At 44.8% G+C, this 14,244-nt stretch carries 11 protein-coding genes; 8 read left to right on the top strand and 3 right to left on the bottom strand.

The features are described 5' to 3' along the window. The first annotated feature begins 31 nt into the window (after positions 1-31). The 3 genes from BKB51_RS17135 to BKB51_RS17145 all read left to right on the top strand — a co-directional run bounded on the left by BKB51_RS17135 (position 32) and on the right by BKB51_RS17145 (position 2,683). The gene (locus BKB51_RS17135; RefSeq protein WP_085902345.1) at positions 32-1,300 is read left to right on the top strand and encodes an RNA polymerase sigma factor; all 1,269 of its coding nucleotides are present in this window, start codon (positions 32-34) and stop codon (positions 1,298-1,300) included. Between the two features lie 122 nt (positions 1,301-1,422). Then, on the top strand, positions 1,423-1,755 hold the full coding sequence (locus BKB51_RS17140) for a YciI family protein (protein ID WP_338066548.1): 333 nt from the start codon (positions 1,423-1,425) through the stop codon (positions 1,753-1,755). 79 nt (positions 1,756-1,834) lie between these two features. After that, complete coding sequence (locus BKB51_RS17145) at positions 1,835-2,683, top strand: DUF1223 domain-containing protein (RefSeq protein WP_085902347.1); 849 nt, start codon at positions 1,835-1,837, stop codon at positions 2,681-2,683. Between the two features lie 101 nt (positions 2,684-2,784). Here the strand turns inward: BKB51_RS17145 and htpG are convergent, their stop codons facing one another. Beyond that, positions 2,785-4,701, bottom strand: a complete 1,917-nt coding sequence (gene htpG, locus BKB51_RS17150) for a molecular chaperone HtpG (protein WP_085902348.1) — start codon at positions 4,699-4,701, stop codon at positions 2,785-2,787. A gap of 244 nt (positions 4,702-4,945) precedes the next feature. Here htpG and BKB51_RS17155 point away from each other — a divergent pair, with 244 nt between their 5' ends. Further along, positions 4,946-5,590: a hypothetical protein gene (locus BKB51_RS17155; protein WP_085902349.1), complete on the top strand. Its 645-nt coding sequence runs from the start codon at positions 4,946-4,948 to the stop codon at positions 5,588-5,590. A gap of 48 nt (positions 5,591-5,638) precedes the next feature. On the opposite strand, the gene BKB51_RS17160 is transcribed toward BKB51_RS17155, so the two are convergent. Both BKB51_RS17160 and BKB51_RS17165 read right to left on the bottom strand, forming a co-directional pair. Next, on the bottom strand, positions 5,639-6,514 hold the full coding sequence (locus tag BKB51_RS17160; RefSeq protein WP_085902350.1) for a copper resistance D family protein: 876 nt from the start codon (positions 6,512-6,514) through the stop codon (positions 5,639-5,641). Between the two features lie 15 nt (positions 6,515-6,529). Then, entirely contained in the window at positions 6,530-6,823 is a 294-nt protein-coding gene (locus BKB51_RS17165; RefSeq protein WP_158090267.1) for a copper resistance CopC family protein, read from the bottom strand. A gap of 390 nt (positions 6,824-7,213) precedes the next feature. On the opposite strand from BKB51_RS17165, the gene BKB51_RS17170 reads away from it, so the two are divergent. The 4 genes from BKB51_RS17170 to BKB51_RS17185 all read left to right on the top strand — a co-directional run bounded on the left by BKB51_RS17170 (position 7,214) and on the right by BKB51_RS17185 (position 14,242). After that, positions 7,214-8,932, top strand: a complete 1,719-nt coding sequence (locus tag BKB51_RS17170) for a GGDEF domain-containing response regulator (protein ID WP_085902352.1) — start codon at positions 7,214-7,216, stop codon at positions 8,930-8,932. Between the two features lie 59 nt (positions 8,933-8,991). Beyond that, the gene (locus tag BKB51_RS17175; RefSeq protein ID WP_085902353.1) at positions 8,992-10,761 is read left to right on the top strand and encodes a CHASE domain-containing sensor histidine kinase; all 1,770 of its coding nucleotides are present in this window, start codon (positions 8,992-8,994) and stop codon (positions 10,759-10,761) included. A gap of 65 nt (positions 10,762-10,826) precedes the next feature. Further along, positions 10,827-11,264 (top strand): response regulator, encoded by a 438-nt coding sequence (locus tag BKB51_RS17180; RefSeq protein WP_085902354.1) that lies wholly within the window; start codon positions 10,827-10,829, stop codon positions 11,262-11,264. A 206-nt stretch (positions 11,265-11,470) separates the two neighbouring features. Beyond that, entirely contained in the window at positions 11,471-14,242 is a 2,772-nt protein-coding gene (locus BKB51_RS17185; RefSeq protein WP_085902355.1) for a helicase-related protein, read from the top strand. The last annotated feature ends 2 nt before the right edge of the window (positions 14,243-14,244 follow it).

Here is a 14,244-nt window from a genome sequence, read left to right on the forward strand (position 1 = left end):
TTCAATCTTCTTCTGTCTTACGACTGACTTTATGACAATGCGAAGTGTTGCTGTTAGTGATCTAGAAAAGATATTCAAATCAGAGTCTGGTCGTGTTTTGGCTACTCTGGTGAGGATATTCCGCGATCTTGATCTGGCGGAAGAAACTCTGCAGGAAAGTTTTTCGGCCGCATTGGTGACATGGCGACAAAACGGTATTCCTGATAACCCTTACGGGTGGTTGGTATCTGCTGGTAAATTTAAAGCTATTGATACAATACGGCGATCTGATCATGGCAAAACTTTACTGAAAGATCTTCATCTTCATCGCGAGGCAGGGAAACCTATTGATCTGGAAGCTGAATATATCGAAAAACATTTGGTTCATGACGATCAACTAAGGTTGATCTTCCTTTGTTGTCATCCTCGATTATCTATGGAAGCGCGTATCTCTCTTAGTTTGAGAGAGTTATGTGGCTTAAGCACAAAAGAAATAGCTCGTGGGTTTTTGACGACGCCAGAGAATATAAAAAAGAGAATTTCCAGAGCAAAAAACCTGATTAAAGACGAAAAAATACCATATGAAATTCCGGATAAAGATCATCTTGATGAACGTGTGAATACTGTCCTTCAAGTTATTTATCTGATTTACAACGAAGCTTATTCTGTTCTTCATTCCAAAGACCAAAATCGGCAAGCTTTGGTGTATCAGGCTCTTTATCTGTCTCGAAAGCTGGTCGAATTATTACCTTCTTCTGAAACTTACGGTCTTTTGGCACTGGTGCTGATTCAAGAATCTCGTCAGGCCGCGAGAATGACCAATCAAGGTGATATCATTCCACTGGAATATCAGGATAGGTCTCTATGGGATCAAAAAATGATTGATGAAGGTCGGGGGCTTATTCATCAGGCTGTGATGTCTGGCCGATTGGGGATATATAGCCTTCAGGCTGCGATTGCTTCTGTTCATGCCGTGGCTGATTCAACGCAAAGCACCCGATGGGATTTGATTGTTGGATATTATGACTTACTGTTGTCTATCCATAATTCGCCCGTGATTGAATTGAATCGCGCTATTGCAATAGGTATGAAAGACGGGCCCGGGACGGCGTTGAAAATTCTTATGAATTTACGCAATGACCCAAAGCTATCTTCATATCATATCCTCTATTCTACAGAGGCAGAATTTGCAAAGCAGTTAGGGCTGCATGATCAGGCATCCAAAGCTTATCAGCGTGCGATAAAGCTTGCTTCCAATGCGGCAGATATAAAATACTTGCAGCAACAACTTGATGCCATGCAGGGATTTCTGCACAACTAATGTCCCTATTACCTTTTCCCAATCGACTATATGCTGATAGCCAGGAAGTTTACTGTGTCTATCGTTTTAAAAATTGAACGATTAAAAGGAATAAACTGATGCAATTCTTTGTGTATTTCACGATGACAGAAGGAAAGAGAATGAACCCGCCGACCCCGGAAGGTATGGCAGAAATGGGACGGTTCATGGAAGAGTCTTTTGAATCTGGGATCATTGTTTCAACGGGAAAGTTGTCGCAAGAGGTTATTCAGGTCGAGTTGGCGGAGGGAGAATTTTCTATTTCTGATGGGCCTTTTATTGAAGGAAAAGAGCTAATCCCTGGCTTTACTGTTATTGAAACACAAAGTGAAGAAGAAGCCATTGCCTGGGGAAAGAGATTACGGAAGTGCATGGGCGATGGGGTTCTTAGGCTGTCACAGTTATCCGGGACGAGCTCTAAAGATATGAAAGCTTGATCACGGGGTCTCTCTTGCTCGCGCAAACTTGAAGTTGACGTGACTGGAGCTCTTGCTGAAAGAGGCATAGGCTTTGAATATGAAATATTTAAAGACTCTATTCAAACGCCCGTTAGTGAAACTTGCTTTTGTTGCACTTGGCCTCTCTTCAGCTTGGGCATATATGGCCATAAGCGGGCCATCAGCCGAAGTTGTTCAGGCTGTGGAAAAACGGCTTGCTCAGGGACAGTTGGTAGCTCAGGCCGCCAATGTTGCGGGACTTTCCGAAACAGCACCTGTGGTTATTGAACTTTTTACGTCACAGGGCTGTAGCTCATGCCCACCAGCTGATGCGCTTTTAAGCGAGCTTGCTGATCAGCCGGGAATTATTGCACTATCGTACCATGTTGATTACTGGGACTACATTGGATGGAAAGATCCTTTCTCAAGCCCGGAAGCAACCCAGCGACAGCGTGATTATGGTTCAAGCTTGTCATTACGGTATGTTTATACACCACAGTTGGTTATTGATGGTCGTAGGGAGCTGGTGGGGTCGCGACGGGGCGATGTTTTACTCGGAATAGAAGAAGCTGCAAAAGCGGGCAAAGCTGTATCTCTATCTATTGCAGGTAACACTTTGTCTGAACCAACAGTGAGTTTTGGCAAAGAGCTTCCGCTGGAAGGATCAGCTACCTTGTGGGTGGCCGTTTTTGACGAGCAGCATGAGACAGAAATTCAACGTGGCGAGAACAAAGGGCTGTTTATGGTCAACAAGCACGTTGTTCGTGGATTTGAACGTGCCGCTGAATGGAATGGTACAGATGCCTCGGTTTCGTTTAATTTTGCCTCACTTGGATTGTCACCAAAAGATGGTTATGCCCTGTTGTTACAAGATGGTATCGGCGGTGCAATTCTTGGGGCTGTTTTACATGAGAGCAACCCAGGTTAATTTCTGTTCAGGCTAGGTTGGCTACCTTTACCTTGCGAATGAAAAAGGCGGTTGAGTAATCTCAACCGCCTTTTGATACTATCTCGGATAGAGCTTGAATCTTATGAAAGACCCTTGCCCATAACACGGGACATGCGTTGTGCAAATGTCGCGGCATCGGATGGAATTTGTCCTTCGAGAATTCTCGCCTGATCCAGCAAGAGCCAGGCAATGTCTTCAAGCTCTTTGGCTGCGCCGTCTTCTTTGATCAGGGTAGAAAGACGTTTGACCAAATCATGTTTCGGATTGATTTCAAGGACCCGTTTACTGGCTTCATCGACTTGCTTGTGGCTCCGCAGAATGCGTTCCAGATGGATATCCATATCCCCTTCATCTGCGACAAGACAGACAGCAGAGTCAGTCAGTCGCTCTGAGCTGCGGATATCTTTTACTTCCCCTTCCAGGGTTAGTTTCATATAGCCGAGCAGAGCACCGAGTTCTGCTTTGTCTTCTTCTTTATCTTTTGAAGAGTCATCTTTATCATCAGCACTGTCGATCTTGTTCAAATCGGCACCACCACGAGTAACAGATTTAAAGCCTTTGCCTTCGTACTCGTTAATGGATGTTACCCAGAATTCATCGACAGGGTCATGAAGAACAAGCACATCCACATCTTTGGCTTTGAAGCCTTCAATCTGTGGGCTGCGACGAAGTGCCTGCTCATCTTCACCAGAGATATAGTAGATATGCTCTTGACCCTCTTTCATGTTCTCGAGGTAATCTGCGAGGCTAATCCAGCTATCTGTTTTGATGGATTTGAAACGACAGAGCTTTAAGAGCGCATCTTTCTGTGGCAGATCTTCGTAGAGTCCTTCTTTGAGGACAGAGCCAAAGTTTTCCCAGAATTTCAGATATTCTTCTTGCTCGTTCTCGGCTTTTTTATCGAGGATACCAAGGACACGTTTTACAATGCCGCCGCGAATCTTACGCAGCATTGGGTTGTCCTGTAGCATCTCACGACTAATGTTGAGCGGCAGGTCTTCTGAATCAATCACGCCTTTCAGGAAGCGCATGTAGGCGGGGATAAGCTCTTGGCAATCATCCGTGATAAAGACGCGGCGGACATAAAGCTTTACGCCGTGTTTGCGATCTGGGTGGAAGAGATCAAAGGGTTTGCTGCCCGGAATGTAAAGAAGACCAGAATATTCCAGTACACCTTCTACACGGAAGTGTTCGCGTAACCACGGGTCGTCATAGGCATGGGCAACGTGATGATAAAACTCTTTGTACTGTTCGTCTGTTACATCGGATTTGCTCCGTGTCCAGATTGCAGACGCAGAGTTCAGAGTTTCCCATTCGCTATCATTCTCAATGCTGCCATCTTCGTTTTCTGCCAGTTCGTTTTCCGGGGACGCTTTTTTGAGACGGATTGGAATTGGAATGTGATCTGAATAGGTTTTGATGATGGTGCGAAGACGTAGCTCTTCACTAAATTCTTTTTGCTCTTCTTTTAGATGTAGCGTGATGGATGTTCCACGCACGGGTTTTTCAACTTCGGCAATAGTGAATTTACCTTTGCCGTCTGAATCCCACTGCCAGCCCTGATCTTCACCTGCACGACGGCTGGTAACGCTGACTTTGTCGGCTACCATATAACTGGAATAGAAACCAACACCGAACTGGCCGATCAGATTACTGCCGTCCTTGCTGCTTTCCATTTGTTCCATAAAGGCGCTGGTGCCGGAACGTGCGATGGTGCCGAGGTTATCAATAAGCTCCTGGCGGTTCATGCCAATGCCGTTATCGCTGATGGTGAGCGTGTTGGCATTTGAATCTATTTCCAAGTCGATCCTGAAATCGGGATCGTCTTTCATCAGGTCGCCATCAGTTACTGCCAAGTACCGAAGTTTATCGCATGCATCAGACGCATTGGAAATGAGTTCGCGCAGGAATATTTCTTTATTGGAATAAAGCGAATGGGCCACAATGTCCAAGAGGCGAGAAACCTCGGCCTGGAAGGAAAGTTGTTCCTCAGACATGATTGTATAATCCACCTTTTAACTAGTCGAAGTAATATTGCTAATCTCTTGGTTACTTGTAACAAGAGCAAAAGACATATGGCTTAATAAGACCAGTTTTTCAAGTTATCTCGTTTTAGGGCACGATACTTGTTTACTCAAAGCAGTTGCAGGAATTTTATGATCCTGTAAAAACGTACAGATAATTTAACGTGATTGTGTGGTTCGTGTGCCCCCGTGTGCTCCGACAAAAGGTTTGATCCTCATGTTTAATCGGTTTCCGAAATCAGTATTGTTGACTGTTTTTCTTGTGCTTGGTGGTTGTGCTGCAGGGCCGAATTCTTCACCAAACATGGTTTTTGAACGCAAGGGTGTTGCTGTTCCAACATTGGCTCAATATCAGTACTGTCATGGGTATGGATGTGCGCGGCAACTAAGCTTTACCATGAGTGATATTGATAAACAGGGGCTGATCAAAGCTTTTGGGGTGGTGCAAACGCCGCAGCAAGAACGGGCAGCCATGGCAAATGCGGTTGCCTATATGGAGCAAATGAATGCGCCAAAAGCCGGTACTGAAAATGATATTGGAGGCACGTTTACAGGCTATGGCCAACCGGGGCAATTGGACTGTGAGGATGAGTCTGTAAATACAACGACAACGTTGATTTTTCTAAAGGAATTAGGGCTCATACAACATCACAGGCTAAGGTCTCAAGTTACGCGTGGTTTTTTTATTGGCGGCTGGCCTCATACATCCGCGGCTGTTGTTGATGTTTCTACCGGGAAAAGTTTCGCGATTGATTCCTGGTTTGAGAAGAGCGGTGTGAAGCCGCATATAGTGCCTTATGAAATCTGGTCGTCCGGGTGGGACCCTGAAAAGGACGGGCCAGTTCCCTCTGCGCTACAATAAAATACCCTGTTGACGCATACTTTAAATACAGATTAGTTCAGATAGGGGTTAGTCAAGGCGGTGACCTAGATCTTCTGGTGGAATTATCGTTGTGATGATCGCTGTGAAGGTCAGTATAATCAACACGAGGGCTATTTCAGTTCTTATTGACCGGTTGAGTTTTTCGGCTGCTGGTGCCTGACCTCTTTTGAATTGCGGGACCAGCCTTAATTTGTTTAAGGCCGCAAAGCATAACAGTAGGGCAACAAAAACCGCTTTTGCTAAAAGCATCAATCCATAATCAGTTGTCAGGCCATTTATGCCGCCGGTGATGAGCCAGGCCATCCCTATTCCTGTAGCAAGCAGAAGAGGGATTAAAAAGACAGCAATGTTTCCAAATCGTTCCAGGGCATCTGATGCAGTTTGTTTTTTCTGATTAATAAGCGTGAGTAGGGGAATGAAACTGCCGACCCAGAAGCAGGCGATAGACAGATGCACAATAATAAAAACTTTCAACAGCCACGTTGGCGAATAGAACCCGGTATGCCCTGACAAAGCATAAGTGATGGGGATTAGCAATAAGACCAAAAGGCCATAGATGGGATGGTTTATTTTCGATGTCGATAGGATGCCAATTAACCCTAGGCCAAGAAATAATTGTGTGTATCCTGTCGAAGAAGACAACACCAGAGCGATCATATCTAGATCATAAAATGCACTTAGATCTCCCGCAGAAAGCCAGATTACCTGTGTTCCCAAGTTGATGATGATGAGCGTGATTCCAAGTAGGCCTGATCTGGTAATAAAGGAATAAAGCTCTGATCGAATGTTTCTGGTTTCTTGTTGAAATATATATAGAAAAAGTAACGTGCCGCCGGAAAAGAGACTACAGCCATAGATGGTTGTTTTTAGAAATGCGAGTAAATATTCCGTATTTTCTATCATGTGAGCCTGGCAGACTTAAGGGGAAACAGTAAAAATAATCTGTCCCTTAATCGGGTGTCCATCCGCAGAAATTCCCCGCCAGATAACACGATAGGTTCCAGCGTCTAAAGATGGGGGGAATGCAATCTTCTCCTTGATGGGTTTGAGGCTTTTATCGTGTTCGAGAGTGAGCTCGTTCCCCTGGGTGTCCAGTAACTTCAAAGCTGTAATTTTGAGAACTTCAGGGAAGATAAGTTTTATTTCTGACGGTGATTCTTTGAGCACGGCCTCGTTGGCGGGGATTGTACGTGCAACTTTTGTGTGTGCCATACTTGTATCAGAAAAGAGCCCGATAAAAAGCCCAATTAAAGATAGGGCAAATATAAGTTTGATCGTACTCGAAAGATAAACATGCATCAGTTAGCCAATCAGGTGTGGTGAATCGGATATTTAGTGAAATCCTAATCCTTACAGCAGCTATAAGGTCAAGAGGAACAATAAATTCAAGAATATATTCCTTTTTTGGAGATTTTCAGTTTTGAGATGTGACTGGAATCAAAAAAAATCAAAAAAAATCAAAAAACATTACTCTTATAGGCTGTGTGTTAACTTTTTTTAATACCTTTGGTTTAGTGTTAATTAGAAGATATGTGAGATATTTGATTAAAATACCTTGCCTTTGAAACTTGCTTGCGAAGATAGCATAAGGATTACAGGGCCTTGGACTTACTTCTTATAGATGACGACAATATTGACCGTGAGAATTCGATCAGAGCTCTCGACAGGTCAGGGTATCCCCTGAATATTACAGAGGCGGCCTCTGCTGAAGAAGGTTTAAAATATCACAAAGATAAAACCTTTGATATTATTCTTCTCGATTACAAATTACCGACCATGACGGGGCTTGATCTTCTGCAATCATTAAACAAGTCCAATCAGGCAAATATCGCTGTGGTTATGCTTAGTAATATGGAAGATGAAGAGCTCGCCATTAGGTGTATAGAAGCTGGTGCCCAAGACTTTATTCTAAAAAACGAAGTGACCGCGGCCCGCTTAATCCGAGCCATTTTGCATGCGAAAGAACGTTATAAAATAGAGCAAGAACTGCGGGAAAGCCGGAAAGAGTTACAGTTTTTGGCAGAAAAAGATCCGCTGACGGGGCTCTCAAATCGTTATGTTTTCGAAACCAGTCTGGATGCGGCGATCCCTTATGCAAAGCGGCACTGTCGTGGGCTGGCCCTTCTGATGTTGGATCTGGATAACTTTAAGAATGTAAATGATACTCTGGGGCATTCCATTGGGGACAAGTTGCTTGTTGAGGCTGCCAAACGCCTGACAAACCTTGTCCGCGAAGGCGATATTCTATGTCGAATTGGTGGTGATGAATTTGCAATCGTGGTTCATAATATCGACAATCCTCTATTGTTAGAGCATCTGACAAGACGTATTTTAGCGGCACTTACCAAGCCGTTTATTATTGATGATGCAGAGTTGATTATTACGACAAGCATAGGGGTAGCCAATTACCCTGATTGTGCCACGGATGCAGCGCAGCTCTTTAAATGTGCGGATGTTGCAATGTATCGTTCGAAGGAAATGGGTAAAAATCAAACCCATTTCTATTCAAAGAAAATACATGATGCGATCCATAGAAAAGTGGGACTTGAACGCGAGCTCCATCGTGCTGTTACGCATAATGAATTTGTTGTCTATTATCAGCCTCAATATGACTGTATCAGTGAAAAAATTGTCGCGGCAGAAGCGTTGGTCCGCTGGCAACATCCAAGCAAAGGATTGATCGGTCCCTTTGAATTCATTCCGATTGCGGAAGAAATTGGTCTTATTGATAAAATTGGTGAACATGTTCTTGAAAATGCCTGTACTCAACTCGGGCAATGGAACAAAAAATACAACTTACTGGATGCGGACTTTTCTATCGCAGTAAACCTGTCCCCTTTACAGCTCAGCCTGCATGGTTTTGTCGATACTGTCAGGAATATTCTGGAAACACATGATGTTAGGCCCGGGCAACTGGAGTTTGAGGTCACGGAAAGTACGCTGATCAAGGGAACAGATGCCAGTGCACAGGTCTTGCTTGATTTATCTGACCTGGGGATTCCCTTGGCATTGGATGATTTTGGAACCGGACATTCGTCACTTTCACAATTACAGAAATATCCATTCCAAATTTTGAAAATCGACAGATCCTTTGTCAAATCTATCGAAGATAATCCGCAGGATATCCTGTTTTTGGAAGCAATAAATGCCTTTTCCAAAACGCTGGGTATTTTGACCGTTGTTGAAGGTGTGGAAACCGAAGCCCAGAAAGAATGGTGCCAAAAACTGGCTTTTGACCGCATTCAGGGGTTTTATTTTGCCAAACCGATGCCGGTTGACGATTTTGAAGCTCTTCTCTCACAAATGTGGCTGCGTATTTAAGCAGTCACATAATTCTCTCCACTTAAATTTCTATCTGTTGAATTTTCCGGGAAAAAATAATGGCCGACGTCGATCAAACTGACTCTATCGAGATGGAGAGAAGAGGACAGTTGGTTCGTAGAGGATCTCTACGATGGGTTCATTGGGTTGTTGTGCTTTTGTCTGTTCTTTTGACACTTGGTATCTGGTACTTTTCAAAGAATCAGGTTGTGCAAAAAAATCAGGAAAAATTTGATCGTCAGGTTGATCAGGTGATCGGGTTGGTCGAAGAAAGAATGCATCTTTATGAAAATGCACTTTCTAGTGGTGTTGCTTTTATTGATGCAAATGGGGGGGAGACCAATTACGAACAGTGGTTGGCTTATGCCAATAGCCTCCGTATTGATCAGGTTTACCCCGGCATAAATGGAATTGGCGTTATCTACAATATCGCGCCGGATCAGCTAGAATCATATCTTGCACGAGAAAGAGCCTCGCGTCCGAACTATAGAATACATCCTGAGCACGATAAAGCTGAATACTGGCCCATAACCTATATTGAACCTGCCGGCCCAAATGCAAAAGCTGTTGGTCTTGATATGGCTTTTGAAGAAAATCGCTACACGGCGGTCAAGAAAGCTAGAGACACCGGTGGGGCACAGATGACCGGGCCGATTGTTTTGGTTCAGGATGCCAAAAAGACACCTGGTTTCCTGTTTTATACTCCCTTTTATCGTGATGGGAAAAAACCGGAAACAGTCGATGCGCGGCAGGCCAATATCATTGGTGTTACCTACGCCCCCTTTATCATGAGCAAGCTTATGTTGGGGACTTTGGCGAGCGAAAAGCGTCAGGTACGTGTCAGAATCAGTGATAAAGATGCTGTATTGTATGATGATAATGATCAAGAAATCGGTGTTCTTAATATTCGCGACATGAGTCCGCTATTTACAAAGGTTGTTGATGTCGAAATGTACGGACGAATTTGGCATTTTGATATCGAAACTAGCCAAGGCTTTCGTAATAACTCATCTATCGAACAACCCTTCTGGATTTTGATTGGTGGTCTTATGATGAATGCTCTGCTTTTAGGAGTGTTTATTTTGCTAACCAGAGCAAATAGAAGTGCTTTGGATTATGCCGACGAGATGACGCTGGCTCTCAAGGAAAAATCCGAACGCTTGATGAAGACAAATCATGACCTCGAACAATTTGCTTATGTCGCGTCTCATGACTTGAAAGCACCGTTGAATTCAATCAATCAGGTTATCAGCTGGATTGAAGAAGATTGTGACGATATCTTGCCCGAGAAATCCCGAGAACACATTGATATGGTCAAGAATAGATGTCAGCGAATGATGACACTGTTAAAGGATTTACTGGAATATTCCCGGGTGGGGCGTTTTGAATATTCCAATGAGCCGGTTTCATTACAAAAAATGGCCACGGATATCATGTTTTTGCATGGCACTGATCAGAATTTCATCTGTGAAGCACCGGATGTGAGTATAGATATTCCACGCATGCCACTGGATATTGTGTTGCGGAACTTGATATCCAATACGATCAAACATCATGACCAGGATAGCGGTGTTATTAAGGTTACCTACACGGAACAGTCTGATGGACATTCGTTTCGTATTGAGGACGATGGCCCCGGGATACCGGATGATCTTCACGATAAAGCATTGCAGATGTTTCAGACGCTACAGCCGCGTGACAAGGTCGAAGGCAGCGGGATGGGGCTTGCCATGGTTAAAAAGATTGTGGAACATCACAAAGGCACATTTGAACTTGAAAAGGGGCGGGAGCGCGGAACCTGCTGTATTATCTTCTGGCCTTTTGAATAAGATGCTATGTTGATAAACGTGATGTTTGGGACACCCATAAACTCTGAATAGTTGGAGCCTCGTGCATGAAAGCAGATACAAGAGAAGTCACTTTGCTATTGGTCGAAGATGATGACATTGATGCGGCCTCTATTGAGCGTAGCTTTCTAAAACAGCGGATCGGAAACTCAATCGTCAGGGCGCACGACGGGATTGAAGCGTTAGAATTATTAAAGAATGGCGCAATAACCTATCCTTTTATGATATTGCTAGATCTCCAGATGCCGAGGATGAATGGCCTGGAATTCTTGACGAAGTTACGCGAAGATTCAGAACTTCACGATACAATTGTTTTTGTTCTGACGACGTCAAAGTCAGATCAGGATATCGTCGAAAGCTATCATAAGAAAGTGGCAGGTTACTTTGTCAAAGAAGAGGCGGGTGTCAACTTCATTGATGTTGTTCACATGTTCGAAAACTATTGGCGTGTATTACATGTACCTACAGAACCTCGCCCTGTTTAGGGTACTAAGTTGTCGGAATGCCTGTTTCCCATAGGCATGATTAAAGCTGGTTACCTGATAAATAGCTGTGATTTAAAATGTACCTTAACTGAATTGCATTTTCTTCACGCGATTTTCTATGTATAAACTCACTATATAATTTAAGTTTTTTGATTTGGATATTTACGTGTTCGGTTATCACGGCCTCCTCTGTGCAGGAGGGATAGATGAGTTTTCTCGCATCGGCTAAAATTACAGCAGTTCTTGGACCGACAAATACGGGTAAAACCTATCTGGCGATGGAACGCATGCTCGCTTATAGCTCTGGCATGATTGGTTTTCCCCTGCGGTTATTGGCCCGTGAGAACTATGACAAAGCCGTTGCCATAAAGGGCGCTGCCAAGTGTGCCTTGGTAACTGGTGAAGAAAAGATTCTGCCCAAAGGCGCCCGCTATTTCTTTTGCACAGTTGAATCCATGCCCGTGGACAAACTGGTCGAATTTCTTGCTGTGGATGAAATACAGTTGGCAGCAGACGAAGAGCGGGGGCATATCTTTACTGACAGGCTTCTAAATGCGCGTGGTACGGCCGAGACCATGTTTATGGGCTCGAATACCATTGCACCGATCCTCAAGAAGCTTGTCAGAGATATCGAGTTTATTGAACGGCCCCGTTTTTCAAACCTGAGCTTTTCCGGCAATAAGAAAATCATCCGTCTGCCTCCTCGATCCGCAGTGGTCGCTTTTTCGGCCACAGATGTTTATCAGCTTGCTGAAACAATCCGACAGCATCGTGGGGGAACGGCTGTGGTTCTTGGGGCGTTGAGCCCGCGTACAAGAAATGCACAGGTCGAACTGTTTGAAAACGGTGATGTTGACTATCTGGTGGCAACTGACGCAATCGGTATGGGGTTGAATCTGGATGTGAACCATGTCGCGTTTTCCCGGATGGAAAAGTTTGATGGGCGGATTTCCCGATATCTCTATGCATCGGAAATCGGGCAGATCGCCGGACGCGCAGGGCGTCATACCCGTGATGGAACCTTTGGGACGACAAACAATGTTGGACCTTTGGACGAAGATTTGATCGCCCGTGTTGAAAATCACGACTACGACCCTTTGCGTGTTATCTATTGGCGGAATAATGATCTGGATTATAGGTCGCCGGAACAATTGATAAAGTCTTTGGAACGGCGTGCTGAAGACAAAATTCTATCGCGGGTACGAGATGCCGAAGACCATCAGGCATTGATGGCATTGGCACAGGAAAGTACAGTTCAGGACAGTGCGACAAACTCCGCGAAAGTCAAGTTGCTGTGGGAAGTTTGTCAGGTTCCCGATTTTAGAAAAATTCTGACAGACCAACATATTCGGTTGCTTTCTCAGATATATCATTATTTGATAGGCAACCATGGGGTGCTTCCGGAAGATTGGATTGCAACTCAAATCAAGCGGATTGATCGCATCGACGGCGACATTGATACTTTGGTCGCGCGCATTTCTCATATCAGGACCTGGACGTATATTAGTCATCGATCAGACTGGATAAGAGATAATGAGCATTGGCAAGGCGTCAGTCGTGCGATAGAAGATCGGTTATCGGACGCGCTTCACGAGCGTCTAACTCAAAGGTTTGTCGATAGACGAGCAGCAAAATTGGTACGAAGCCTCCAGGCGGGAGAAAATATAGTGTCGGCGGTTAAAGCAAATGGTGACGTTATTGTCGAAGGAGAACTCCTTGGGCGTATCGTTGGGTTCTCTTTTGTTCTGGATGAAAGCCTTCAGGGATCGGATATCAAACCGGGCCTGACAGCTGCACGCAAAACGCTGTTGAGCGAAATGCCTGCGCGGGTGTCTGTGCTGGAAGAAGATAACGACGGATCATTCCTGTTGAATGACACTGGCGAGTTGACCTGGCGTGGTATTCCGGTTGGTAAACTGATCAAAGGAGAGAGCTCACTCAGTCCTGCTGTTGATGTCTATTCGACTGAGTTTATTGATAGTCCAATGCGTGAGAAAATCAGGCTTCGTCTTGTGGGGTGGTTGGAACGCCATCTACGGGCACAGCTCAAGCCTTTGTTCTATCTGTCTGATGCCAAGCTCGATGGTACGGCTCGCGGTATTGCCTTTCAGGTCATTGAGGGCTTGGGGCTGGTTCCACGTTACCTGTTGCGGGACCAGATAAATGGTCTGAGCAAAGCTGATCGAAAAGCTTTGGCTGATCTTGGCTTACGCCTTGGTCGTGAAAGCGTATTTCTGCCGAATTTGAATCGCCCAAGACCAAGCCGGATTCGTGCTTTGTTGTGGGCGGCATGGAACGAAGTTTCTGTGCCTGAGCTTCCTGATTTTGAGAGCAAATATTTTACGCCGTCCGACGCGCAGAAAGATATTTTCTGTGCATCTGTTGGCTATCGCCACCTTTCAAACCGTAAAGGGCGCGAGCTTGTTCTCCGGGCTGACATTCTTGAGCGGATATCGCACGAAGCTTATAAGCTTCTTCGTTTGAGCAAGGATGACGGAGAAAAGAAATCGGACAAAAAAGACGCTGATGCTAAAGCGAAAGTTGTTGAGATTGCAACTCCTGCTGTAGAGGCGCCCGTTGTTGATGATACGGCTGTAGCTACATCTGTTGGCGATGTGGAGGGGGCGGATGGTATTGTTTCTGAGCCTGAAGTGAAAGCCGTGGATAGTGTCGTAGGTGAAGTCCAAGAGGATAAAAAAGCTGAAGACGATCTGAAGCTTCCTGCGGGATCTTTCGTCATTAATGATGAAATGAGAAAAGTTTCCGGTTTAGATGATCAACAGATTGCTTTTGTTCTCAAATCCTTGCGGTTCCATCCAAACAGACTAAAGGGTGGAGTGACGGCCTTTAGTCTGCGCGGACCGAAGAAACAGGACCCGAAGAAAAAAGAAGCCCGGAAGAAACAGGTAGAAGCAGAAAAGGCCAGAATGGCGGATTCACCTTTTGCGGTTCTTCAGGACATGTCTTTCAAGCGTTAAAG

The organism is Kiloniella majae (assembly GCF_002118315.1).
In the GTDB taxonomy this organism is placed as follows: Bacteria; Pseudomonadota; Alphaproteobacteria; order Kiloniellales; family Kiloniellaceae; genus Kiloniella; species Kiloniella majae.